Annotated in this window: 21 protein-coding genes; 8 read left to right on the top strand and 13 right to left on the bottom strand. The window is 52.3% G+C overall.

Annotated elements, in window-relative coordinates:
* Positions 1–246: 246 nt before the first annotated feature.
* The 5 genes from HJG54_RS01880 to deoC form a co-directional block, all read right to left on the bottom strand.
* Complete coding sequence (locus HJG54_RS01880; RefSeq protein ID WP_316433042.1) at positions 247–597, bottom strand: hypothetical protein; 351 nt, start codon at positions 595–597, stop codon at positions 247–249.
* A gap of 360 nt (positions 598–957) precedes the next feature.
* A complete protein-coding gene (locus HJG54_RS01875; protein ID WP_316433041.1) occupies positions 958–2,106 on the bottom strand; it encodes a glycosyltransferase family 4 protein in 1,149 nt (382 codons plus the stop codon).
* A gap of 48 nt (positions 2,107–2,154) precedes the next feature.
* A complete protein-coding gene (locus tag HJG54_RS01870; RefSeq protein WP_316433040.1) occupies positions 2,155–3,930 on the bottom strand; it encodes an MFS transporter in 1,776 nt (591 codons plus the stop codon).
* Complete coding sequence (gene recO, locus HJG54_RS01865; RefSeq protein WP_316433039.1) at positions 3,914–4,837, bottom strand: DNA repair protein RecO; 924 nt, start codon at positions 4,835–4,837, stop codon at positions 3,914–3,916. Before recO ends, HJG54_RS01870 begins: the two co-directional genes overlap by 17 nt.
* 46 nt (positions 4,838–4,883) lie before the next feature.
* On the bottom strand, positions 4,884–5,612 hold the full coding sequence (gene deoC / locus HJG54_RS01860) for a deoxyribose-phosphate aldolase (protein ID WP_316433038.1): 729 nt from the start codon (positions 5,610–5,612) through the stop codon (positions 4,884–4,886).
* A 551-nt stretch (positions 5,613–6,163) separates the two neighbouring features.
* Between deoC and HJG54_RS01855 the strand changes: the two genes are divergently transcribed.
* Complete coding sequence (locus HJG54_RS01855; RefSeq protein ID WP_036001201.1) at positions 6,164–6,361, top strand: hypothetical protein; 198 nt, start codon at positions 6,164–6,166, stop codon at positions 6,359–6,361.
* Between the two features lie 135 nt (positions 6,362–6,496).
* On the opposite strand, the gene HJG54_RS01850 is transcribed toward HJG54_RS01855, so the two are convergent.
* Together HJG54_RS01850 and HJG54_RS01845 are read right to left on the bottom strand one after the other, a co-directional pair.
* Positions 6,497–7,066 carry an alpha/beta hydrolase gene (locus HJG54_RS01850; RefSeq protein WP_316433036.1) on the bottom strand — a complete coding sequence of 190 codons (570 nt, stop codon included), beginning with the start codon at positions 7,064–7,066 and terminating at the stop codon, positions 6,497–6,499.
* Positions 7,067–7,252: 186 nt separating this feature from the next.
* A complete protein-coding gene (locus HJG54_RS01845) occupies positions 7,253–8,128 on the bottom strand; it encodes an S-methyl-5'-thioadenosine phosphorylase (protein ID WP_316433035.1) in 876 nt (291 codons plus the stop codon).
* Positions 8,129–8,306: 178 nt separating this feature from the next.
* On the opposite strand from HJG54_RS01845, the gene HJG54_RS01840 reads away from it, so the two are divergent.
* From HJG54_RS01840 to HJG54_RS01830, 3 genes are read left to right on the top strand one after another with little or no spacing between them, the layout of a single operon-like run.
* Complete coding sequence (locus HJG54_RS01840) at positions 8,307–8,858, top strand: dTDP-4-dehydrorhamnose 3,5-epimerase family protein (protein ID WP_316433034.1); 552 nt, start codon at positions 8,307–8,309, stop codon at positions 8,856–8,858.
* 18 nt (positions 8,859–8,876) lie between these two features.
* Positions 8,877–9,785, top strand: a complete 909-nt coding sequence (locus tag HJG54_RS01835; protein WP_316433033.1) for a Gfo/Idh/MocA family protein — start codon at positions 8,877–8,879, stop codon at positions 9,783–9,785.
* 40 nt (positions 9,786–9,825) lie between these two features.
* A complete protein-coding gene (locus HJG54_RS01830; protein ID WP_316433032.1) occupies positions 9,826–11,892 on the top strand; it encodes a tetratricopeptide repeat protein in 2,067 nt (688 codons plus the stop codon).
* A 20-nt stretch (positions 11,893–11,912) separates the two neighbouring features.
* On the opposite strand, the gene HJG54_RS01825 is transcribed toward HJG54_RS01830, so the two are convergent.
* Positions 11,913–12,761 carry a Tab2/Atab2 family RNA-binding protein gene (locus HJG54_RS01825; protein ID WP_316433031.1) on the bottom strand — a complete coding sequence of 283 codons (849 nt, stop codon included), beginning with the start codon at positions 12,759–12,761 and terminating at the stop codon, positions 11,913–11,915.
* Between the two features lie 319 nt (positions 12,762–13,080).
* Between HJG54_RS01825 and HJG54_RS01820 the strand changes: the two genes are divergently transcribed.
* Positions 13,081–15,216, top strand: coding sequence for a TIGR00300 family protein (locus HJG54_RS01820; RefSeq protein ID WP_316433030.1), 2,136 nt, complete (start codon positions 13,081–13,083; stop codon positions 15,214–15,216).
* Between the two features lie 100 nt (positions 15,217–15,316).
* Here the strand turns inward: HJG54_RS01820 and HJG54_RS01815 are convergent, their stop codons facing one another.
* Together HJG54_RS01815 and HJG54_RS01810 are read right to left on the bottom strand one after the other, a co-directional pair.
* Complete coding sequence (locus HJG54_RS01815) at positions 15,317–15,640, bottom strand: hypothetical protein (protein WP_316433029.1); 324 nt, start codon at positions 15,638–15,640, stop codon at positions 15,317–15,319.
* 157 nt (positions 15,641–15,797) lie between these two features.
* Complete coding sequence (locus tag HJG54_RS01810) at positions 15,798–16,781, bottom strand: glutathione S-transferase family protein (protein ID WP_316433028.1); 984 nt, start codon at positions 16,779–16,781, stop codon at positions 15,798–15,800.
* 290 nt (positions 16,782–17,071) lie between these two features.
* Between HJG54_RS01810 and HJG54_RS01805 the strand changes: the two genes are divergently transcribed.
* Complete coding sequence (locus tag HJG54_RS01805) at positions 17,072–17,674, top strand: GNAT family N-acetyltransferase (protein WP_316433026.1); 603 nt, start codon at positions 17,072–17,074, stop codon at positions 17,672–17,674.
* Positions 17,675–17,678: 4 nt separating this feature from the next.
* Here HJG54_RS01805 and glcD read toward each other — a convergent pair whose 3' ends face one another.
* The 3 genes from glcD to HJG54_RS01790 form a co-directional block, all read right to left on the bottom strand.
* Complete coding sequence (glcD, locus tag HJG54_RS01800; protein WP_316433025.1) at positions 17,679–19,160, bottom strand: glycolate oxidase subunit GlcD; 1,482 nt, start codon at positions 19,158–19,160, stop codon at positions 17,679–17,681.
* Positions 19,161–19,222: 62 nt separating this feature from the next.
* Complete coding sequence (locus HJG54_RS01795; RefSeq protein ID WP_316433024.1) at positions 19,223–20,650, bottom strand: DUF4335 domain-containing protein; 1,428 nt, start codon at positions 20,648–20,650, stop codon at positions 19,223–19,225.
* A 17-nt stretch (positions 20,651–20,667) separates the two neighbouring features.
* Positions 20,668–21,288, bottom strand: a complete 621-nt coding sequence (locus HJG54_RS01790; RefSeq protein ID WP_316433023.1) for a DUF3038 domain-containing protein — start codon at positions 21,286–21,288, stop codon at positions 20,668–20,670.
* Between the two features lie 133 nt (positions 21,289–21,421).
* On the opposite strand from HJG54_RS01790, the gene psb32 reads away from it, so the two are divergent.
* Positions 21,422–22,156 (top strand): photosystem II repair protein Psb32, encoded by a 735-nt coding sequence (gene psb32 / locus HJG54_RS01785; RefSeq protein ID WP_316433020.1) that lies wholly within the window; start codon positions 21,422–21,424, stop codon positions 22,154–22,156.
* A 371-nt stretch (positions 22,157–22,527) separates the two neighbouring features.
* Positions 22,528–23,136 (top strand): hypothetical protein, encoded by a 609-nt coding sequence (locus HJG54_RS01780; protein ID WP_316433018.1) that lies wholly within the window; start codon positions 22,528–22,530, stop codon positions 23,134–23,136.
* Positions 23,137–23,299: the final 163 nt, after the last annotated feature.

Below are 23,299 nucleotides of genomic sequence, written 5' to 3'. Positions count from 1 at the left end.
CGAGGTACTGGTAAGTCTATTTAACTAAGTACCAGTAGCAAGCACCTACTATTCAATTTGCTAGATAAAACCTACCCTACAAGAGTCGATTGATTGAGTAACCCGGCTGTAACTTACCTGATGTAACTTATCCTGAGTAACTTATCCTGATATGTGCTGGCTCACAGCAGCTTAAGTAACTGTCTTAAGAACTGTGCGTGAACGAGTTTCACTTAGCTAACCTTCAGCATGCTCTATCCGCCAGAACTAGCAGGGAACCAATTCCCCTTCGTCGTGCTGATCTGGATTCGAACAATCCTCCTGCACCCGTGCAACCGAAGCATCATCGTCAAGAACAGTAGATTGCTCTTGAAGAGAAACCATCTCTCCCTCACGCACTACAAGCGAAGTCGAACAGCTAGGACAGTTGTAAACCCGATGTACTTGCCCGTGATTCGCGTCATCTACCTCATCAACTACTTCCGGGTGCTCCAGATAGAAAATAATCGCCCGCTCCGCAATGGCTGACATGGGTTGTAAATCGACTGCTGAGCGAACCTTTAGCTGGCGGTGTAGCTCTGGAGGAAGATATAGGGTAACTTTGTGCTTGTCTTGCATAGAACGACTATGTGATTAATACCCGGGTATGCATGACAGGATAATCTGCTTTTTCGGGGGCTGTCAAGACAGCAGAACGGTATGACAGCATGATTGTTACACTTATTTACAAAGCAGCTTAAACCTACGAAAACGATGCGGATTTATCATGCTAAGGATAGAGGTTTGCTTTTGAAAAACGAGTCAGAGAACGGTTGCAGCTTGATTAGTAGGCAGCCCGATCAACGGAGCGTGGAGCAGCGCCCCCGCGCTCCCTATACCTCACATGAGTGAAAAACGCTGTAGATGCTACAGATGACTCCCAACAGACCAGAACCTAGACCACTAATTCTAATCAGCCCCTAGTCTTATGTGGCGCTCTTACACTGGCGTACTGGAGTAGAGGCGGTGCTGCTGTAGAACCTGGGTATAGAGTTCTTCAAGACGAGTAATGTTGCGACTGAGCGTATAGCGATCCAGTACCCGCTGACGGGCTTTGCGCCCCAACAGAGCTGTCAATTCGGGGTGATCCTGGCAAAGGGGTAAAAGGGTGCGCAGTTGGGCAGAAACTCGTTGCGTGGTTAGAACAATCCCGGCTCCCGCTTCCAGAACTTCGCCATCGGCTCCGGCATCGGTAGCGATACAAGCAAGACCACAGCTCATTGCCTCTAGGAGAGAGAGCGACAGTCCTTCCACTAAAGAAGGCAAGATGAACACATCAGCCCCACGCAGAAGCTGAATGCGCTCTTGCTCATCTGCTACGAAGCCTAACCAAATGACGCCTTGTTCTTCTCCGTAGGTACTCATCAGGGCGGGCAGTAGCGGCCCGCTGCCCACGATCACCAGCTTGCTTTGTTCACCCATTTCGGCCTGTTTCCAAGCTCGCAGCAGCGATTCAACATTCTTCTCAACCGCGATCCGTCCCTGGTAGACAAAAATCCGCTGGGCGTTTAGTTCGGTCTTCAGTTTAGACAGACCAGGAGAATACTTGTCGGGATCAACCCCGTTGGGAATTACGGCGATGCGGGTCTTCGGTACCCCAAATCGGACTAGCAAATCCTGCTGAATTTGAGAAAAGACAATCACACGGTCGTAGTTGGCTAGGAACGGGGCATAGACTTGGTAGGTCAACTGCTGCGTACCAGAGGTAAGATTACGCGGCTTGCGGGCAAAGGGGGGATGAAATGTAGCGACGAGGGGAATGTCGAGTTCTGCACAAATTTCGGGCAGCAAAAAATCCAGCGGCGATAGAGTCAGAGATGCATGCACCAAATCGGGCTTGAGCTGGCGCAGTGCCTGAGTTAGAACTTTACTGGATTTAAGAGATGGAATTGTATAAATCTGCGACTTGTAGAGGAAAGGAATCGGCACCTCTTGGCAATCGCGCCAATCGTCACTGACGACATCTTCTTGTGCAAAGTGGAGGAAGCTGACTTGATAGCCTCGATCCAGCAGTGCGTTTGTTACTTCCCGACCATAGGTAACATTGCCACAAAACGGAGATTTCTTTCCGAGCCAAGCGACATGCATTTAGGTTAATGAGTAGAAAATTTAGCTAATGTTAAGGATTTTATGCGTTCATGGCGTTATTTTACTGGAATTGTGACCTCTTGAGATGGACCAAGTCAAAATACCGCCGCCAATCGCCAGGATCGCCAAGCCCAAAAATACGGCCTGAAGGCCAAACCAGGTTTCCGCAATACCAGCCAGAGCCAACGGCAGGCTGAGGGCGATATTAATCGCATTATTTTGCAGCCCAAACACCTTACCGCGCATTTCCTCAGGCGTTTCTTCTTGAATGGCTGTCTGCATTGGAACACCGGCAATCGCAGCGCAGGCTCCCATCACCACAAGCAGTGGCAGAGTCGGGAAAAGGTGTTGGGCAAAAAAGGAGACGGCGGCTAGGGTGCCAGCAATGCCAATTGAGCCGTAGAGGCTGAGCTGTGCCCGCGAGAAGCGCTGCCCAAATTGCCCCACTAGAATTGCGCCAATTGCCATGCCAACCCCGCCTGCAGCCAGTAGAAAGCCAAATTGGGACGATTTGATTTCCGGCATCAGTTCGGCTAATCGCACAGCTAGTACCGCCAATGCGGCAAAGATGGAAAACAGAATTACCTGCGCAATTAGAGCCGCCCGCACCCGGCCTTGCTGTCCCAGATAATAAACGCCGTCCTTTATGTTTTGCCAGACATCGGGCAGTTCTTCGTGGACATCCACGCTCTTCTCGTTGGTTTTCAGCAGCATCAGCAGCAGTCCGGCAATTGTGTAGCTACCGCCAACCAGAAGTTCCTTGCCCATGTCAGCTCCGATATGCAACTGCTGAACCAAGGGCGCGAATAACTGATCGGCTAGAGCCAACAACGGCTCACCGAGGGCAAACCCGACAATCACTGAGGCCATCATAGTCATGGTGTAGAGGGAGTTGGCCGACAGAAGATGCCGCCGATCCACAATTAGCGGAATCACCGCCTGCTCAGCCGGAGCAAAAAACTGAGTCAGGGTAGACACGAGCAGCGTGATCCCCAATACCACCAAAAAACCGACCGGTAAGCCGCCAATGGTTGCCCAACCGTGGGTGAGCCAGAGCCAAACGGGGAGTCCCAGCACCAACCCACCCCGCAGCAAGTTGGTCGTCACCAATACGGCTCGCTTGCGCCAATGATCAACAAACACCCCAGCTACCGAGCCAAACAGGACTGCCGGAATCGTGAAGGCAATCATCAAGGAGGAAACCCAACCGCTAATCGTCTGCCCTTCAGATTGAAACCGGCTCGCAATCAGGGCGATCATCAGTACTAGGTAAACCTTATCTGCTAACTGGGAAAAAACCTGACCGCTCCAGAGAGTGAGAAAGTTACGATTGCGCAGGACCGGCAGTAAGCCTCGCTCGGGTTCTTCCAATGCGGTGGTTGGCTCAGTTGAAGCGACTTGAGTGGCTCGGCCATTGTTGGAAAAAGGGCCATCAAAGCCGCTATCTAAAGTGTTATCTGATTCAGTGTCGGCCTTGGAATTAACAGTATTGACCAGGCCATTGTTAGAGCTATTGTTGGAGCTACCGAGATCGTAGGTTTTGCCTACTGCTGGTGGAGTGGTTTCAGTTGTTTCTGGAGGGGAAAGGGCTGGCTGCTCACTGGCTGGTGCTTGCCATTTGGCCGACCAATTAGTCTCATCGGTGTTGCCATTGCGTTCGGTGTTTGTCTGCCAGACCGAAGGGGATAAATCGGAAGCCGGGGGTCGCCACCCAGATGCGGTTCCATAGCGCCCCCTGTTTTCGTCCTTTCCCATCATGGAGACGAGATGGCCAGAGGATTCAGTACTGGAAGATTTCAGGTGAGAATTAAACGATCGCATCATGGTTCACGCGGGAGGAAGGGGCATCGGCAGAAGCAAAGCAGACATCGATGAGTGCCGCTGACCGAATTGGCCGATCAAAATGATACTGGGCATAATGCCGCAAGGCTCGTTCAATGGTCAGCCAATTTTGCTGATAGTGAGAGTGCAGTAAATTTGGCTCAGTTTCTAGTAGGTCGGGGATTAAATTGGGCTGAGTCAATTTCTGTAGCAAGGCTAGGTCTGTAGCGCTGAGGTGGGTCAGTAGTTCAGGCGATTTGGGCACCTGTTCGTGAGTGCCGTATTCTCCGGTAGCAGCGGCCACGCGGGGTGTGGTGGTTGAGGGGGGAGTGGCTCGAATTCGATCCAGGTGATCCAGCAAAATTGTGCCGCCGGCGGCTGCGCTAAATCCTACCTGCCAATCGAGATCCGGCTCTAGAGCTAAGGGCTGCTTGCTAATGCAGCAACTATGTAGCTGTGGAGTTAAACCAGCCAGGGCCAGGAGATGAAAAGTGGCATGAATGAGGCTCGCTAGGGCGGTTGAAGCAGGTAGGGTCTCAATTCGGCCTAAATGTTCTCGCAGTAAACAGAGCAGCTCGGTCTGGGGTTGGTCACTCAGGGCTTGATAGAGGGTTAATTCGGCGAGATACTGAGCTGCTGTTAGTTTACAGAGGTCTTGACTGAGTCCTGGAAAGGATTCAATGCTCTCGGCCTGGATAATTTTGTCGAGGGTGCGGCCTTTTGCTAACAAAAGCTGATTCACTACAAACAGACTGCTGCGCCCTCCTAGACTAGACTTGTGCTTGCGCGAGCCAGGCGCAACTACCCGCACCAGTCCCCATTCGTCGGTCAGCACCGTCAATAGGCGATCGGCCTCACCCAAGGGTGTGCTCTTGAGGTTGATACCAATGGCCTTGTAGGTTCCGCTCATAAATGGGCCAACTTAACTGGATGCTGCTAGAGGGGGCTGCTAGAAATTAATCCGGATCAAAATTTTTCCCCTTTTCCAGGGTATCGCGTTGGCGGACTAAATCGGGACCGCGAGACGTACCCAATCGAGTTGCGCCGGCCAGAATTAACTCAATCGCCTGCTCCGCTGTGCGAATACCGCCAGCAGCTTTGATGCCAATCCGATCTTTGGTGATCGATTTCAGCAGCCGCACATCGGCAACCGATGCCGCCCCGTACCAACCGGTGTTGGTTTTGAGGAACGCAACTCCCGCATCCATACAGACTTCCGCAGCGAGCTGCTTTTCAGAATCGGTCAAAAGATGGGTCTCTAAGATCGCTTTGACAGTTTTGCCGGTGATTTCGCAAATTTCAGCTAGCTCTCGATGCACTTCGTTGGTTTTGCCGGTTTTCAACCAACCTAAGTTGATCACAACATCGAGTTCGGTAGCACCATTCTCAACTGCTTCTTGGGCTTCGTAGAGTTTGACAGCAGAAGTAGTGGCTCCGGTAGGAAAGCCAATTACTGTACAGACTTGAGTCCGCTTGCGGAGGAGTAAATCAACCGCCTGACGCACATGGCAGGGGTAAACACAAACGGTGGGGAAGCCAAACCGCTCTGCTTCAGCACAGAATTGGGCTACTTGGTTGGGTGTGGCAACTGGATCGAGAAGCGCGTGATCAATAAATTCCGCCAAGTCAATTTCTGCATAGGCTTCGGCCATTTGTCTGCCCCCGCTACTCGCTATTGCTTTCATCAAAATCTTGTAAGTAATTCAACTTAATTAAAACCAAGATCAGGGTGTTGTCCGCCCTTCGGCGGCGCCAACACCCCCTTTGGGTTTCATGTTTAATTATGTTGTTCTACTTATCAGAAAAGCACGGCTCTTGGCGCAACAAATTCACCGGCTTGTTGATTCACTCTACGTTGAATTGCAAAACTATCCAACTGGTGGATGTTCGTTAGCCGGCTTCTAGGCATGATCAACCATAGCAAGCATAAAAATTGCTATCTCAATCGCTTTCAAAATTTCTCCTAGTTAGTTTGGACCGTACTAAGCTGTAGGTAGGCAGCTTGAATCAGACGCTGAGGCTTTCAAATGCTTTCAAAGGTTGGTACAAAGGTTGGTACAAAGGTTGGTATTTTGCTGCTGACTGTAGCAATCTAGCCCAAATTCTCTGGCTTTAGTGTCCTACAACACAGCCCAAAATGGCAGTTGATTTATTCTAGAAAAAGATCTATTAAATTTTATTAAACTTCTCTAGCTGAGACTTTTGTTTATTGTCCTTCCCGTTTACTGAGGTTTATATGGCTTCGACTTCTCTCACTCACCCCCAATCTGAAGATGCTACTTGGGAAAGCTTGCAAAAGGTGATCGCAGCGAGTTCCGGTTTTCAACGCTGGCTAGCAGAACGGGCACTGGCCAACCGGCAGATGCAAAACTCTAGTTTGGAGCAGCTAGTTAGCCGGTATTTGCGAGAAACCTTAGAGACGTTGGCCTATTGAGCTTAATAGGTAACGAAGCTCTGGGACTGGCAGTTTTAAGTCAGTCTATGCTGATCATTGAAACGATCAATAGATAGGACTCGCCTGTGCGGGTGAATCAGCCATTTGTCAAAAGCTGCAGAGGTTACAGACAGGCTACAGACCAAGCCCTTCGATAATCTCACTGAGGCGACCATTCAGAATTCCCCCAAACCGTTCTTGGATTGAGGCAAATTGCTGATAGGTTGATACAACTCGATTGACGTTGATGTAAACCCGGTCGCTGGGGTAGTTCTGCAACACTTCAATTAGGCTGATTTGGCTGTCTTCAGCCGAGGTGGTGAGAGCTGTGCGTAGTTTGTCCTGATCATCGCGCCGATTAGGAACATACAGATACTCGCTTACTTCCTGTAGCAGCACATCGCCAGCAGGACTGCCTAGCAGCAGCTTTAGGGTCCTGGGACTCGTGGAAACTTCTTCCGTCAGGATTTGGCGGAATTGCTCTTCTTCAAGGTCAGCCAAGCGGAGATAGCGCCGCAACCGGCGGGACGTTTCTCCTGTCTCGACAAATTCGTTTAAGTCGGAGACGGGTAGCGAGCCGCGAAAAATGCCGTAGCGCAAGACTACCGTCTCAGCGGCTGGGGTAGGCAAGGCTGTCGTGATGACTGTTCCTAGGGTTACCAAGCCAGTCAACGCCAAACATAATCGATGCCCTAGCTTTAGCATGGTTTTGTTCTCCGCAGTAAATCCCTTCATCTGGGGTAACACACCCAAGGCTGGCCCCACATCCCCCCAGTTGACTAGCTTACACCCTAGCCTAGGTAGGTGAAGGAATTCAACCTGTTGCCGACAGTGGGTTGAGCGATAGCTGGTTAAGCGACAAGTTGATTAGTCCTATAGTAAATACTCTTCCTACAAATACTTTTGCAACAACAGCTTTAGCTTGTCTTTGGTGGCGGCTGGAGCCTTGTCGAGCGGAGTGATGATGGCATACTTCAGAGCTGAGTGGGCTTCGGAGGTTGGTGGGTTCTGGCTCAGCCGCCGCACGGTTTCCTGAATCACCCGCTGGGCATTGACGGCATTTTTGGTTAGGTTGCCGATTACCATTTCCACCGTGACGCTGTCATGGTCGGGATGCCAACAGTCGTAGTCAGTGACGAGCGCTAGGGTGGCGTAGGCAATCTCGGCTTCGCGGGCTAGCTTGGCTTCTGGCAGGTTGGTCATGCCAATAATCGTAGCTCCCCAGTTGCGATACAGATTGGACTCGGCCTTAGTAGAGAAAGCGGGGCCTTCCATACAGACATAGGTGCCGCCTCGATGCAGGTCAACGTCGGGCAAGTTCAGGCTGGCAATGGCGTCGGCTAGGACTGAAGCCAAATGGGGGCAAATTGGGTCGCCAAAGGTGATGTGGGCCACCAAGCCTTCCCCAAAAAAGGTAGAAACGCGGTTTTTGGTGCGGTCGATAAACTGATCGGGCACTACCATATCTAGCGGCTTCACCTCAGCTTGCAACGAACCGACGGCCGAAGCTGAGATCAGATACTCGACGCCCAGGCTCTTCATGGCGTAGACATTGGCTCGAAATGGTAGTTCTGATGGCATCAAGGTATGGTTCCGACCGTGTCGCGCCAGAAAAGCCACTCGCGTTCCGTCCAATGTTCCTAAAATCAGCGCATCCGACGGTGGTCCAAACGGGGTATCAATTTGCACTTCCTCGACATCTTTGAGCGCTTCCATTTTGTAGAGTCCGCTGCCGCCAATAATGCCGATCTTGACCTGCTCCGTCATGAGTTTCTTCCTGTAATGCCAAGGTAATGCCAAGTCATTTTACACGCTTGTTTGCTGCGGTGGCAGAGGAAGGCTCTTTTGATTAAGCTTTGAAAGGACTTCAATCGGTAATTGATTCTGGTAAAACTAAATAGATTAAGTAGTAGTGATCTGTTATCGGACCTGAGCAGAAACAACCATGCGACAGCCTCAGTTCTCTTGGGGTAAACCTGATGGTGTGACCTTTACTCCATTGACAACCCATCCCGATTCACGCGGCGATCTCACCGAGCTGTTTCGTTTGGAATGGCAACTCGGCCAGCCTCCGGTTCAGTGGAATTTGGTCCATTCAAGACCCGATGTATTGCGAGGTGTCCATGTCCACCCAATCCATGAAGATTACTTGATTGTGATACAGGGTCGAATGCTGTTGGGGCTATGCGATATCCGTCAAGATTCCCCCACTTGGGGTGCTCGCTGGCTGATTGAACTAACTGGACAACAACTGCAAGGCGTTTTTATTCCTCACGGAGTGGCACACGGTTTCTACTTTCCGGAACCGGCCACGTTGTTATATAGCGTCTCTCATTATTGGGACATTAGGGATGAACTGGGATGCCGCTGGGATGATCCAGTGTTGAACCTGCCTTGGCCAGCTCAAAATCCCTCGCTGTCAGCGCGCGATGCCACCGCGAGTAGCTTCGAGCAAATGTGCTTAGATTATACAGCCGCTTGTCATGCAGCAGTATGAGGATGTGAGGAGCAGACAATGGCACTACGGATTGGATTAATTGGCTGCGGGCGTTGGGGTGCTAACATCCTGCGCGATTTGCTGTCTCTAGATTGTGAAGTCACTGTTGCTGACCCAAATCCGATCGCTGCTGCTAAGGCTACTCAGGCTGGCGCGAAGGCGATCATAGATCTACAAGAGCTGCCAGACAGTTTGGATGGCTTTGTGGTTGCGGTTCCGACTAGTCTGCATTTTGAGGTGGTGAGCCAACTGCTCGGCTACAATCGTCCAATTTTTTGTGAAAAACCTTTAACCGCCGATTTGGAGCAGGCACGGATTCTGGCTGCCAAAGCGCCTGAGCAGATTTTTGTGATGGACAAGTGGCGCTATCATCCGGGTGTAGAAGCCTTGCGGCAGATCGTGGCTCAAGCAACGCTGGGTAAGGTGCAATTGATCCGAACGCGGCGTGTGCAGTGGGGCCATCCGCATCGAGACGTCGATGGGGTTTGGATTCTGGCTCCCCATGACCTGTCGATCGTGGCTCATATTTTGGGTGCCATTCCGCCGCCGCGAGCGGCGTTTGGTGAGTTTGTTGGCGAACAACTGCAAGGCATAACAGCTTTTTTGGGAACGACTCCCGGCGCTGTGATTGAGGTGTCAGCCCGACAGCCTGTTGCTAATCGGCTCGTGAGTGTGGCCTGTGAGACCGGAGTTGCGGTTTTAGACGAATCCTTGGCAGATCATATTAAGCTGTACCGGAATGGGTTGCCCAAGCATCATGCCCCTGAAATGCTGCCAATTTCTACAGAAATGCCGCTGTGGCTAGAGTTGCGTCAATTCTGCCAGTTTTTGCAAGGTGGAGAGCCACCGTTGACGTCTGCTGTGGATGCAGTTGATTCGATTGAGGTGATTACGATCCTACGGCAGCTCGCTTGGCAGGCCCGCTAGTCCGAGTTTTTGCACGCGTCACCAATTCAATTGAGCGTCCATGTCCACTGTCTCCGTTATCATTCCGACCCACGATCATCAAGATACACTGCGTGTCTCGATTGCTAGTATTCAACGGCAAACGTTTCAAGATTTTGAGATATTTGTGGTGGGTGACGGTGTACCCGACCGCACTCGGGAGATCATGACCGAGCTGTGTGCTGCCGATTCCCGCATTCACTACATTGACTACCCCAAAGGTCCACGACACGGTGAGATCTACCGAGATGAACTGATCCGCACCACGATCAAGACGCCCTACATCTGCTACTTGGCGGACGATGATATCTGGCTGCCGCATCACTTAGAGGTAATGACACGCGCGCTGCAAAGGGTTGATTTTGTGCATACCCTGCACATCAATGTGCATGTCGATGGCACCTTAAATGGGCTATTGGCCAACCTGCATTCACCGAGTTTAAACACGCTGATCAGACAACTGATTCAAAGTGGGTTTGGTCTATCGTTTGGGGGCCATACGCGGGCGGCCTACCTCGCCCTGCCCAAAGGTTGGGAAACCACACCAGTTGGCTGCTACACCGATCTCTATCTGTGGGCAAAGTTTGTGCGTGCCGGAACCAACCGTGCTAGCTTACTGTTTCCTACTTGTATTCATTTTGCAGCCCCAGAGCGCCAGACGGACTCACCTGCCTTTCGCCTGAACGAATTGACCTACTGGCTAGAAAAGAGCGGGGCTGATGGTTTTCTGTCCTACCTATGGCAGAATCTGTCCTACGATAACTCCATCCTGCTCAATCACATTGATACCTCTCCTGTCAAAACCTTAGCGGATTTGCTGTCCCTGCATCGACTGGAGAGTTTGGGGATTGACGTGAATCAGCTACCGCCTCCAACAGCATGGTTAGAGCGAGCAGACCTAAGCACTGCCCTGATTGGCCTCACGGATGAGCAGCATACAGCGCTGGAGCTTTACTGCTTGCAGCATGTCGGCCAAATTAGTCCTGGCAAAGCCAAGGCCCGCTGGTTGAAGCTATTTGGGCAGCGACCGTGGGACAGTAAAGTGCGGCTAGCCCTGGCACGATGCTTTGGACAAAAGGGTGAGTGGGATGTTGTCGAAGAGTTGCTGCTGCTCAGCCAACCGCCGGAAGCTTATACCGAGGAATATATTGAGCTATATGCCGATGCGTTAATTGCCCAAGGCAAACTGGCGATCGCAGAACCCGTGCTTGAGGCTAGGCTGGCTCGTTCGCCCCTTTCGGCAAATTTGCTGACGCGGCTGGCAGAAATTAAACTTCAGATGAATCAGCCAGAGGCTGCCATTGCCGTTCTTCAAACAGCGTTGGAACGAGATCGGAAGCGTAGGATTCCCCTGCTGCAACAGTTAGCCCAACTGCAGGTCCGACTGGGCAATCACCAAGCAGCTCTCGTAGCCTATGAACAACTGATTCAGCTTCAGCCGTATGAACCAACAAGCTATTTGCAAGCAGGACTGAGTGCAGTTCACCTCGGAGAGGCCGAAAAGGCGCTGCGCTTCTTGGCTCAAACGCTTGAACTGAATCCGCATCAAGCCCTTGCTTACTTCCACACCTGTCAACTGCTCAACAAGCAGCAGCAACCAGAACAGGCCAAAGCGATTGCCTTGACTGGACTGGCCTACTATCCCAACGATGCGGGCATTCGGACGCAGTTAGGCATTAGCCATTTTCATCTTGCTGAGTATGAGGCGGCGATTCAAGCCTTTGACCAAGCCTTGCAGCACGATCCAGGCCGGTCTGGTGCTTACATTCACAAATGTTTAGCCTTGATTCATTTACAGCAACCAGAACAAGCCAAAGCGGTTGCCCTGACTGGATTATCCTGCTGTCCTAACGATGGGGGAATTCGGGTACAGCTAGCGAACAGTTACGTGCAGCTTGAGGAATATGAGGCCGCATTGCAGGAACTTGACCATGCCCTGAAACCCAATCCTAAACGACTTCTCGCCTATATTCTTCAATGCCAAGCCTGGACCCAGTTGCAACAACCAGACCGGGCAAAAGCGGCTGCCCAAGTCGGATTATCCTATTTCCCAAATAATAAAGTGCTGCAAGCGTTCGTTGAGGGTTGAGGGAAAGGGCTAGTCTACGGTTAAATTACCTCGTTGCTGTTCAGTAACCAAAACCCGCTGTAGGTCATACCAGAGTCGTCGGGTTGAACGAGTAGAAAATGTAAACCTTTGGCGACCTGCTGTCGCGATTGGAAGGTCTTAGCGGCAGTAATGACATCAGCATCGGTGAAGGTAGTTAGCACCCAGCGATCCACCAGCCCAGCTTCCAAGATCAACCCATCTGGATCACCAGGAATATAGTTGAGGGCTACGGGTTGGATCTGCTGCAACCAACGAGCGAGCGGCATCGAGCGGCGGCCTGCTTCAATAATGACTCCCGGAACTGGTGCAGTCGAAGGAATTTGCAGGTGGATGGGAAACAGCGCTTCCGGCATTTCTCGCACAGGAATGGGTCGATTTTGAAAAGCGGGTACCAGATCTCCAGCTGCGAGGGCAGCAAACTGCCAGCGATCTCCCCAAAGGTTTTCTGGCAGAGGAACGGGGGGTGGCTTTTCCAGTTCGGTGGGATGGTAGGGTTGGCCGGTATAGCCCGATAGAGTAGGGTATTGGGCTGCTCGTTGATGCAGGAATTGCTTGAGGTCTGGGGTGTGGCGAGTTGGCGTGACGCTGATTTCCAGTGGTTGACAGGCAGCTTGAAGCAAACTCACAGCCTGCGGACGAAACACTTGAATCTGTTGGGGTAGGGCATTGGTTCGCGTTGCAAATTCCTTGAGCTGCTGGGTCAGCCAGTTTGCGGTTGCTTCCGACTGGGCACAAAAGGCTTGGGCTGTGAAGCTACGGGTCGGATCGCAGGCCACAAGCTCCCACAATGGGTTTCCCATCTCATCTTTTAAAGGGCGGCGATAAAAATCAACCTGCCAGACGCTCATTCATTTACTCCTCGCGGTTTCCCGGTCAGCTACAGCGTTCCATTAGCGTCATGGATTCCTGACTCGTCACGCTAATCTTATCCGAATCTAAATTCGCTACCGTAATAAGATAGATAGTTGGCTTTCTCAGCTTTTTAACCAATTTGCAACTCCTAATTCAAGTACTTAGACGAGATTTCAGGTACTTAAGTGAATAGCAAGCAAATGAATGGAAACGGGTAACAGAGTTTGGCTGCGAGTCTCTGTCAAGACGACCCTTTGAAAGTTGGTTCCATTGCTTCTCAAATGACTGCTTCCACATTACACGACTGAATTGATTATGAGTACAGCTTCAATCCGTTTTCTGATGTGTCCTCCCACCTACTACGACGTGGATTATGTGATTAATCCGTGGATGGAAGGAAATGTGCATAAATCGTCTCGCGATCGCGCTGTGGAGCAATGGCAAAAATTGTTCCATGTGATGAAGGAACACGCCGTCGTGGACTTGGTTGAGCCGCAGCTTGGTGTGCCCGATATGGTATTTACGGCCAATGCTGGTTTGGTTCTAGAGAACACCGTTGTTTTGAGCCGCTTCTATCACAAAGAGCGTCAAGGCGAAGAACCGTTCTTCCAGCAGTGGTTTGAACAGAATGGTTTTACGGTTCATACGCTGCCCAAAGACTTGCCGTTTGAAGGAGCTGGAGATGCCCTGCTCGACCGCGAAGGCCGTTGGCTCTGGGCTGGATATGGATTTCGTTCTGAACTCGACTCCCATCCCTATCTGGCCAAATGGTTGGATATCGAAGTGCTGTCGTTGCGGTTGATGGACGAGCGGTTCTATCACCTTGATACCTGCTTCTGTCCGCTGGCAAATGGCTATTTGCTCTATTATCCGCCCGCGTTTGACTCTTACTCGAATCGCCTGATCGAAATGCGTGTTCCTGAGCACAAGCGAATTGCCGTTGATGAACCTGATGCGGTGAATTTTGCTTGTAATGCGGTCAACATCGATCGCGTCATCATCATGAACAAGGCCAGCGATGACCTGAAACAGCGGCTAGAGCAGGTGGGCTTCCGCATCGTAGAAACGCCGCTGACAGAATTCTTGAAAGCAGGTGGAGCCGCCAAATGCCTAACCCTGCGCGTGACCGAATCGGTTCAGCCTTTGCACCATGCCGCTGCTACAATCGAGAGCCGCACGATTCAACTGCAAGGCCACCTGCTGGATTCGGGGTTGATCAGCCGAGCGTTGGATCTGGTCAGTGAAGGCGGCGGTAGCTTCCAGGTGTTGAACTTCCATTTGGGTGAACAAAAGCAAAGTACCTCCTCTGCAGAGATCCGGGTCACGGCACCATCCCACGACGTGATGGAAAAAATCATGTCGCAGTTGATCGATCTGGGAGCGGTAGCACCGCCGCAAGAAGTTTGTGACAACCCGCTAGAAATCGTGACTCAGGATGGCGTGGCACCCGATGATTTCTATGTCACCACGATTTATCCCACCGAGGTGCGGGTCAACTGTGAGTGGGTGCGGGTCCAGAACCAGCGCATGGACGGAGCAATTGTGGTTTCTCAAACTCCAGAAGGTGTGGTAGCGGAATGCAAGCTGCTGCGAGATCTGCGTAAGGGAGACCGCGTGGTAGTTGGGGTTGAAGGGATCCGCACCGTGCGTAAGACCGAATCGCGGGAAGTGCGGACTGCCAACGACAAGGAATTCAGCTTTATGGGTTCGGGGGTTTCCAGCGAGCGGCGCGTGGAGCTAGTCGTTGAACAAATTGCCTGGGAACTGCGCCAAATCCGCGACCGGGGCGGCAAGATGGTGGTGGTGGCTGGACCGGTGGTGATCCACACGGGCGGTGCCGAACACCTGTCTCGTCTGATCCGCGAAGGCTATGTGCAGGCGCTGCTGGGTGGAAATGCGATCGCCGTCCATGACATTGAGCAAGCCCTGATGGGCACCTCATTGGGGGTTGATATGCAGCGGGGCGTTTCTGTCCGGGGTGGGCATCGTCACCACCTGAAGGCGATCAACACGATTCGGCGCTGCGGCAGTATTGCCAAGGCAGTGGAGCAGGGAGTGCTGACCAGCGGCATTTTTTACGAGTGCGTGAAGCACAATGTCCCCTTCTCGCTAGCCGGTTCGATTCGGGATGACGGCCCTCTGCCGGATACGCAAATGGACCTTCTGGCAGCCCAAGCCGACTATGCTCGCTTAATCCAAGGAGCGGACATGATTCTGATGCTGTCCTCGATGCTGCACTCGATTGGCGTTGGCAATATGACCCCAGCGGGTGTGAAGATGGTTTGCGTGGACATCAACCCCGCAGTAGTCACCAAACTTAGCGACCGAGGTTCGGTAGAGTCTGTAGGCATTGTCACCGATGTCGGCTTGTTCCTCAGCCTGTTGGTGCAGCAGTTGGGTAAGTTGACCAGTCCTTACCAGCTCGCTCAGATAGTGCAAACGGTGCAATAGATGCGCTAGCTGGAAATTCAATTACTAGCTAGCTTGGTTCAAGTTCTGTGGGGCAGTTGGCTGCCCCTTTTTGGTTGGTTTACGCCATGACTGAATAGCGCTACGGGTTAGGCTGCGGTTCAGCCTGTGCCATTTGCATCACAATATTGCGGCATCCTGCACAGTCACAGCCCAACTGGTCAATGGCGAGGTCGCCAACTTGATCGCTATTGGCATCTAACAACGCATCCTGGCAGCTACAGCCCGTCTGAGGTAGGGATGACTCTAAAACAGCAGGTTGCAGAGCCGTAATATAGCCAGCATACAGTGGGCTAGCGGACATGCCATCCTGGGTGGGCATCACGTCGGCTTGGGCTGTCTGCCCTAGCAAAACAAGGGCTGAAAAACTAGAACACCCAAGCAGGTTCAAGGCCGTTTGCTTCATACTCTATTTCCATTTGCAAAGTGATTGGCTCGTCCTGCCCGTCAGACCTGCTGATTGATCGTTCCAGCGATTTTATCTCTCCCGAAAGTTTAGCTCAGCTTTTCGGTTTGGGACGAATGCAGATCGGGCAAAGCAGGTTCGGTTTTTCGTGAGAAATCTACTCTAAAACAGGAATTTGAGCCGATTGATGCAGCGAGTCGCGTCCGTGGGGTTCAGATAGATTCAGATCTGGTCCCAGCGGAATGATGCCGCCTGGATTTAATGGAAACAAGTTACCGTAGTAGTCGCGCTTCACGGCTGCGAGGTTGCAGGTGGCGGCCACGCCCGGAAGCTGATAGAGATCACGCAAATAGCCGCTTAGATTTGGGTAATCCTGAATTCGGCGACGATTGCACTTGAATAAACTGTAGTAAACACTATCGAAGCGAAATAGGGTTGGAAACAGGCGCACATCTGCAAGCGTGACGGTATTACCGCAGAGATACCGCTGGTGTTCTAGTACTGTGTCGATCTCATCTAAGGTCTGAAACAACTGATTACATGCAGTTTCATAGGCCGATTGACTCTGAGCGAACCCGCAGCGATAGACACCGTTGTTCAGTGCGTGATAGATTTTTTCGTTCCAGTTATTGATTTCCTCGCGTTTGTCTTCAGGATAAAGATCGAGTTCAGGCTGTTTGGCAAATTGGTTAAACGCCTCGTTCAGGATGACGATAATCTCTGCACTCTCGTTATTGACAATTTGCTGCTGCTGAGTGTCCCAGAGAACGGGGACGGTGCAGCGTCCCGTATAGTCCGGTTGCGCTAGCTGGTACAGATCCCGCAGTGACTGACAGCCCTCCTCTGGCTGTTCAAAGATCCAACCGCCCGCTTCCGGCGAGGGAGCCACAAATGTGACCGAAATGGCATCTTCTAGCCCCTTCAGTGCCCGTGTCACTAGCGTTCGATGTGCCCAAGGGCAGCCCCAGCCCACCACTAGGCGATAGCGCCCGGCGGCGGCAGGATAAACCTCAGCACTTGAATTGGCTGAATCGGTAGAGGGATTGACCAATGTTTCTGACTGCAGAACAAGATTGCGAAATTGGCTTTCTGGCCGCAGATATTCTCCTGCTTTACTACGGGGAGCCATTTGAGACATCATGAGATGCCACATGGTAGTCCAAACCCATCGCCCGGACCGGATGATCAATTTGGATGGCAGTGCTTTTCCCTTTTGTTTCGCCATAATTAAATAGGCTCTGATTTGTCTGACTATATGCAAAGTTAAGAAAATGGTCCGGTAGTTCCGTAGGGTAAGCATCCGGCCTGCGTCGGGCAAGACGCCCACGACACCGAAATTTAATTTTCAACTTTCATTCAGTCAGGATGCTGAATTAACTTCAGGATACTCCGAGATCGATGTCTTCATCATTGCCTGTTGACTGCGTTGCCATGTCTCTTGCGGCTCACCAGCCTAAACCGGTGGCAAACCTGATTTACCAATCTGCTCCCGCTATGTTTGGGTTAATGTTCGGCAGTAAGGCAATTCCTATCTTGACTGATTTGGTCCAGCGCTCCCAGAATCGGTTTAGCTATCGCTATGTACGAGTTGCCGAAGCCGGTGAACTAACCGGTGGTCAGAGAAATCAGATTTTAGGTGTCGCCACATTGGTAGCAGCCGAAGTCCTCAAGGAGACAGCCGATTACCAAGCTTGCTTGAATCGCTGGCAGCAACTGCGTTTGCAATGCGCTGATGCCTTGATCCTGAATCGATTGGTGCGGCACGACTATCCTCCCAGTACCTTCTATATTGCTAATCTGGCCGTTGATACGGCTTACCGAGGGCAAGGCATTGGTACCCAATTACTTCAATCCTGCATTGCCGAGGCGGCCACGATCAAAGCGAGTCACGTTTACATCAGTGTAGACATCGACAACCCTAGAGCACAAAAACTCTATGAGTCGCTGGGCTTTCACGTTATAGAAACCAAAACATTGCGATTGGGCCAATCGGTTGGATCGCGAGTTCTAGCTCTATCGTTAGATGGTTTGTAGCATGCTAATAGCGTTCTAGATTTGGGAACTGCTCATGGGCTTTGGCGCGAGCTGCTTCCCCACAGGTGCGGGGCGTGGGAAAGATTTTGTCGGGGTTGGCCAGCCCTTGCGGATTGAAGACTTGCCGTACCCACAGCATGGTTTCTAAGTCGGTTTCACTGAACATTTCCGGCATGTAGCAGCGCTTGTCGGCTCCAATGCCGTGTTCTCCCGAAATACTGCCGCCCACCTCGACACAGAGCTTGAGAATATCGCCACCCAATGCTTCGACCTGCTCTAGCTGACCGGGAATGGCGTTGTTAAACAAAATCAAAGGATGCAGGTTGCCGTCTCCAGCATGAAACACATTGGCGACACAATAGCCGTGCTTTTCGCTCAGGGCTTCAATTTGGCGCAGCACATAGGGCAACTTGGTGCGGGGAATTACCCCATCCTGGACGTAATAGTCGGGGCTAATTTTTCCCATCGCCGCGAAAGCAGCCTTGCGGCCCTTCCAGAGGGTGAAGCGCTCTTGCGGATCAGTGGCGACCGTGATGTTGCGGGCACCATTCTGACGGCAGATGGCAGCTACTCGTTGACTATTTGCCTCGACTTCTACCGCTAACCCATCCAGCTCGATTAGCAAAATTGCCGTGGCATCGCGGGGATAGCAGTTCGTTGCCACCACGTCTTCTACGGCATTGATGCTGAAGTTATCCATCATTTCCATACCGCCCGGAATGATGCCAGCGCCAATAATGTCGGATACCGTTTGTCCAGCCGCCTCGACGCTGGTAAAATCCGCCAGCAGCACATGAATCGATTCTGCTGTTTTGAGGATCCGCAGCGTAATCTCGGTGGCAATGCCTAAGGTGCCTTCCGAGCCGACAAACAGTCCGGTTAGGTCATATCCTGGCATTTCTGGAATCTTGCTGCCTACATCGACGATTGAGCCATCGGGCAAAACTAGCTTTAGCCCCAGCACATGATTCGTCGTCACACCGTATTTGAGACAGTGCACACCACCGGAATTTTCGGCCACGTTGCCGCCAATCGAACAAATAATCTGGCTGGAGGGGTCGGGGGCGTAGTAAAATCCGGCTCCGCTCACCGCCTGCGTCACCCAGTTGTTGATCATACCGGGCTGCACCACCACCCGCTGATTTTCCAGGTCAAGCTCCAGGATCTGCTTCATCAAGGCCGTGACGATCAGGACACAGTTTTCGACTGGCAATGCTCCGCCCGAAAGTCCGGTGCCAGCTCCCCGCGCAATGAACGGGACCTGATGGCGGTTGCAAATTTTCACGATATCTGACACCTGCTCGGTGGTGCGGGGCAATACCACCATTGCCGGACGCTGACGGTAGCTGGTCAACCCGTCGCACTCATATACCAGCAGTTCTTCTCGCCGCTGCACCACGTTGTTTTTGCCTACCACCTGCTCAAACTCGCGGGCAATCGCTCGCCAATTCGCCTGACTACCCAATGCCGCGTCTACAGCTACCATAAAATCTTCTCTCCCAATTCAGGATACTGACCGTTAGTCAGGTAAAACGTTAGCCAGAAAAATCAGTTGGCATACTCTAAAAATGATTGTACGGTGCCGTTTGGCTTGAGCACGAGGCGAATCTGAGGCGTGGAGCCATCCCCCGTTGGGGATACAAACGGTTCGCCCATCAGCGGCATATTAGTGCGGTCCAGGTAATTTTCAGAAGCTTGGCCCAGCGGTACGATGCGTTGCAGGGAGCCGTTTGCATTCAGCAAAAGCCGGTATTCCAGCGTCTGAGTCAAGCCCTCGGGAGGCTGCCAGCTCTGCTGGAAATAGCTGCGAATTTCAGCCACTTGCGGAATGGTGTCAAAGGCAGTGCTGCTAGTCGTGGTATTGCGGCTGTCTGGACTGGTACTACTGGGGGCAAGGGCACGGCTGGCCGTTTCGGGAGCCTCTTCCGTTCCGGTTAAACGCGGCGGCGCACTATTGCCGGTTTGCGGTTCTGCCTGGGTGCCTGCTTCTGCCAAGGACTGGGACGGAGCCGACGCGATGCTATTGGGGTCGGGAATCACCGTTACCTGCTGTTGGCCAGATGGATCGGAAGCGGGAGCCGGAGCCGGAGCCGGAGCTGGGGGGGCTTGGGTAACTCCCACGGGTGGCAAACCGGGACTGCTAGATTGAGGGGGGCCAGAGGGTGGCGGCGGCGGCAGGGGCTGGAGCGTGATTGAGGGAGAGGCTTCCACCGGGGGCGGGGAAAGCGTTGGAAATAGATCGGAGTTGAGTTCAGAATCGACCTGCCGTTCGCGGGGGGCAGAGGCCGTTTGGGTAGGCCGCGACACATCGATCACAAATTTGGCAATGCCTCCCGTTGCCGCCAAAGCCAATACCGACACTGCCGCAATGCTGGCCCAGCCCTGAGGAACCTTCAGCCAAGCTGGACGCTGCGAGGTAGGTAAGGTAAGGGCTTCAGCATTGTAGGCTTCCAGTGCATTGGCCAGATCAAATAGCTGGAGGGTCGTGAGATGCACGACTGGCCCCGACTCCTCGGTCGCCAAGCTGCCCAACTTCAGGTCGTGGGAAAGCAAGCCTGTGGGCTGGAGCGCAATACCCATCTGTTCTGGAGTAGTTGCCACAGACTGGTTCAGAGTCGCAGTCGGCTCACCTGTCAGTTCATTGGTTGGCTCAGTTCGCCGCAGTGATGTTTCCCAGGGTATCTGCTCCGGAGCCGTTGCCAGCAGCGATTGCACATAGGTCGTCACAACCTCATACAGCGCCTCAAGTTGGGTTTGGTTACCGCTGACGGTTACCTGGTGCTCTGGCGGTAGTTTTGGGTCGTCAAAGCTAAGGTGGAAGCGCAGATCCTTCAGCACTGTCCGATTGTTCTGGCTGTAGGACCAATTTTTTTGACCGCCAGTCAGTTCGGTCCAGCGGGACAGGGCCGAGCGGGCTGCCGCAATTTCTAGCGTGCAAGTTGGGGGCGTGTATCGCCGCAGAACAGCAGTAGGCATAGGACCAATCCGAAAGGTTATTGATTGAGGCTGCGATCCAGCAGGGCCATCCAGAGGCGGCGGCTGCCCGCAGGAGCGCTGTAAAATAGCAGGTCGATCAGGAGTTTGAGAGCCAGGTAGCTGAGTTCATCGGTCGAAGGGGGTTGATTTTGCTCCGCCCGATTTGGAGAACCACCGGCTTCCATGCGTTCTTGATAGGCATTGGTGAAGTTATCCAGATAATCTCCCAGCAAGGCGGCCTGGTACGGCTCGCGGTTTTGTTCGGTCAGTTGCTCCAACAGGGCAACGGCTCGGCGGATTAGCTCCTGATGCTGTTTGGCAAGATGGCAGATAATCAGCACCAGCGCTCGCGCTTCCTCCACATCCATCCGCTTGCGCCCCTGCCCTCGCCGCAAAGGACTCGATTGCCGCAATCGCCAGAGGGCCACCCGGTCGGCCACTAGATCGGTGAGCTGCAAATCCGCTGCCGCCTGTAACATTGCCTCTGAGCTAATTTGCGTCAAAGCCTCCAGCGCCAGCAGCACCAGATCGAGCTGAGCTTTGATGTTGTCCAACTGGTTGGGATCGGGCTGACGGGCCAGGGGCAGTTCGGCCCAGGCAGACGGTTCGTCGGTGGAAGGCTTCACAGAGGAGGGCATAGATCCAAGATAGGAGGTTAGACGGAAAACGGGCAGGCTGTTACAACTCTAGTAACCAGACGACCAAGACGACAGCAATTTCAGTCGAGTTTCTCCTTATAATACTGTCAAGAAAAGTATGGAAATGCAGACAATGGTTAAGTGCTTGTCTCAGCTTGTAGGTTGGAGAACGCTGGTACGGGCCGTTTCCACCCTCGCTTTTGGACTATTTTTGACGCTCCAATTCTGGGTGTTTACCCCAACCCCTGCCGGAGCCACCGGAGTTTACAGTATGCCAAACGTGGCAGTTGGGGAGCCAACTTGGGTGATTGACCAAGCCGAGACGATGAGTCGAGTCACGCGCAATCAGATTAGCGGTGAGCTAGGCAAGTTGGCTAAACAAACGGGTGCCGAGGTGCGGTTTGTCACTATTCACCGCCTTGATTACGGTGAAACCATTGAAAACTTTGCGCAAAAGCTGTTTCAAAAATGGTTTCCCACGCCTGAGGACCAAGCCAATCAGGTGCTGCTAGTCCTCGACAATGTCACCAACACAATTGCAGTCCAGACAGGCGATGGTGTTAAAGCACTCTTGTCTGATCAGATGGCAGAAAGTGTGGCTCAGGAAACTATGATGGTGCCGCTACGGGATGGTAATAAGTACAATCAGGCGTTTCTAGATGCTAGCGAGCGGCTAGTGGCAGTTCTGTCGGGTCAACCCGATCCAGGTCCTCCGGTCGTAGACGACACGGTGCAAACGGAAGGGACCTTTGCACGAGCTGAGGAAACCGACGACCGCAGCGCCACGATTGTAGTCGTTGTGCTGCTGGTGCTGGCTACCGTGATCCCAATGGCAACCTACTATCTCTACCAAGCGATCCAATCCTAATCATAGAGTTAAGAAATACCTATTGGTTCCCCACTATACTCAGAGTCAGAGTTGGGGAGATTTGCCCGTATAATTTAGCTAGGTTGCGATCCTGTTGGGTTTCAGTATCAATAGCAATCAAGCTTAATAAAACTAAGAACTTTAATCAGATGAGTTTGACTGGACTAGTCCGAGTCAAGCTAGTCAATTTCAATTAAAGGGAAATTAGAGGGGTAAATCACCAAAAGGGCGTATTAAATATCGGGTTTTTGCCTTAGTAGAGAGTGGAATCGTCCTTCTAATGGCACAACTAATGGCACAACTAATGGCACAACAGGTCCAACCACCCGATAAACGAGTCAGCAGCAAGCAAGGTTGAGGATTGGTGGCACATGGCAGCAAATGGCGCGAGGAGTAGCCGCAGAAGCCGAACCGCTAAAGCAGGCGGGGAACCAAGCGTTGATAAGACGGTTGACAGGACGAGCGGCAATAGAGCTGAAGCAGCAGTTGAAACGGCAGTTGAAGCAGTTGAAATGGAGGAAACAATGGCTGAGCAAGAAAAGGCAACGAGCAACGGTGATACGGCAACGAAACCGGGCAAGATTGAGCTAGCCCAAAAGCCAGAGGCAGAGACCAATGGACGAGAAGAGAGCGGCGGCTTGGCCCTGCGGACTGAGTCGGGTGATATTCAAGTCGCAGAAACCTTCACTTCAGCCGGGTTACGGCCAATTGCTGCCAGCCACATGGAGGTTTTCGGCACGATTTTGAATAACCGTCCGATTATGGCCAGCCACCTGCGAGTTCTGGATTACTCGATTCCAGGCCATCGTCCGATTTTTGCTAGCGAGATTGTGGTACGAGATGACCTGACGCTGCCAGGCGGTCGTCCGATTGTGGCAAGCGACCCCAAACTGTTAGAAGCCAGCCTCTTGATGGGGGGCCGTCCGATTGCATCTAACGAGATTGATGACAGCGAAGTGCTGATGGGCTTTATTGATTAATTGGCGCTGCTCTGAACCACAGCACCAACTAAAATTCCACGAACTTTAACCGGGTCACTCAGTGGTTTGTTTTGAGCAGCCACTGAGTTTTTTGTGTTTTGCAATCGCGGATTCGCTCCAGTGCCTGATCCAGAGCCGGAGTAGCCCAAATTTGTTAGGGTAT

This window comes from Leptolyngbya sp. NK1-12 (assembly GCF_032598965.1).
Classification (GTDB): domain Bacteria; phylum Cyanobacteriota; class Cyanobacteriia; order Elainellales; family Elainellaceae; genus Elainella.
Note: the sequence above shows the minus strand (reverse complement) of the source record. Positions and strands in the feature narration are given on the sequence as shown.

Bases quoted from the DNA above. Each gene is read 5' to 3' on its own strand.
- HJG54_RS01880 (WP_316433042.1), bottom strand. From the start codon at position 597: ATGCAAGACAAGCACAAAGTTACCCTATATCTTCCTCCAGAGCTACAC.
- HJG54_RS01875 (WP_316433041.1), bottom strand. From the start codon at position 2,106: ATGCATGTCGCTTGGCTCGGAAAGAAATCTCCGTTTTGTGGCAATGTT.
- HJG54_RS01870 (WP_316433040.1), bottom strand. From the start codon at position 3,930: ATGATGCGATCGTTTAATTCTCACCTGAAATCTTCCAGTACTGAATCC.
- recO (WP_316433039.1), bottom strand. From the start codon at position 4,837: ATGAGCGGAACCTACAAGGCCATTGGTATCAACCTCAAGAGCACACCC.
- deoC (WP_316433038.1), bottom strand. From the start codon at position 5,612: ATGAAAGCAATAGCGAGTAGCGGGGGCAGACAAATGGCCGAAGCCTAT.
- HJG54_RS01855 (WP_036001201.1), top strand. From the start codon at position 6,164: ATGGCTTCGACTTCTCTCACTCACCCCCAATCTGAAGATGCTACTTGG.
- HJG54_RS01850 (WP_316433036.1), bottom strand. From the start codon at position 7,066: ATGCTAAAGCTAGGGCATCGATTATGTTTGGCGTTGACTGGCTTGGTA.
- HJG54_RS01845 (WP_316433035.1), bottom strand. From the start codon at position 8,128: ATGACGGAGCAGGTCAAGATCGGCATTATTGGCGGCAGCGGACTCTAC.
- HJG54_RS01840 (WP_316433034.1), top strand. From the start codon at position 8,307: ATGCGACAGCCTCAGTTCTCTTGGGGTAAACCTGATGGTGTGACCTTT.
- HJG54_RS01835 (WP_316433033.1), top strand. From the start codon at position 8,877: ATGGCACTACGGATTGGATTAATTGGCTGCGGGCGTTGGGGTGCTAAC.
- HJG54_RS01830 (WP_316433032.1), top strand. From the start codon at position 9,826: ATGTCCACTGTCTCCGTTATCATTCCGACCCACGATCATCAAGATACA.
- HJG54_RS01825 (WP_316433031.1), bottom strand. From the start codon at position 12,761: ATGAGCGTCTGGCAGGTTGATTTTTATCGCCGCCCTTTAAAAGATGAG.
- HJG54_RS01820 (WP_316433030.1), top strand. From the start codon at position 13,081: ATGAGTACAGCTTCAATCCGTTTTCTGATGTGTCCTCCCACCTACTAC.
- HJG54_RS01815 (WP_316433029.1), bottom strand. From the start codon at position 15,640: ATGAAGCAAACGGCCTTGAACCTGCTTGGGTGTTCTAGTTTTTCAGCC.
- HJG54_RS01810 (WP_316433028.1), bottom strand. From the start codon at position 16,781: ATGATGTCTCAAATGGCTCCCCGTAGTAAAGCAGGAGAATATCTGCGG.
- HJG54_RS01805 (WP_316433026.1), top strand. From the start codon at position 17,072: ATGTCTCTTGCGGCTCACCAGCCTAAACCGGTGGCAAACCTGATTTAC.
- glcD (WP_316433025.1), bottom strand. From the start codon at position 19,160: ATGGTAGCTGTAGACGCGGCATTGGGTAGTCAGGCGAATTGGCGAGCG.
- HJG54_RS01795 (WP_316433024.1), bottom strand. From the start codon at position 20,650: ATGCCTACTGCTGTTCTGCGGCGATACACGCCCCCAACTTGCACGCTA.
- HJG54_RS01790 (WP_316433023.1), bottom strand. From the start codon at position 21,288: ATGCCCTCCTCTGTGAAGCCTTCCACCGACGAACCGTCTGCCTGGGCC.
- psb32 (WP_316433020.1), top strand. From the start codon at position 21,422: ATGGTTAAGTGCTTGTCTCAGCTTGTAGGTTGGAGAACGCTGGTACGG.
- HJG54_RS01780 (WP_316433018.1), top strand. From the start codon at position 22,528: ATGGCAGCAAATGGCGCGAGGAGTAGCCGCAGAAGCCGAACCGCTAAA.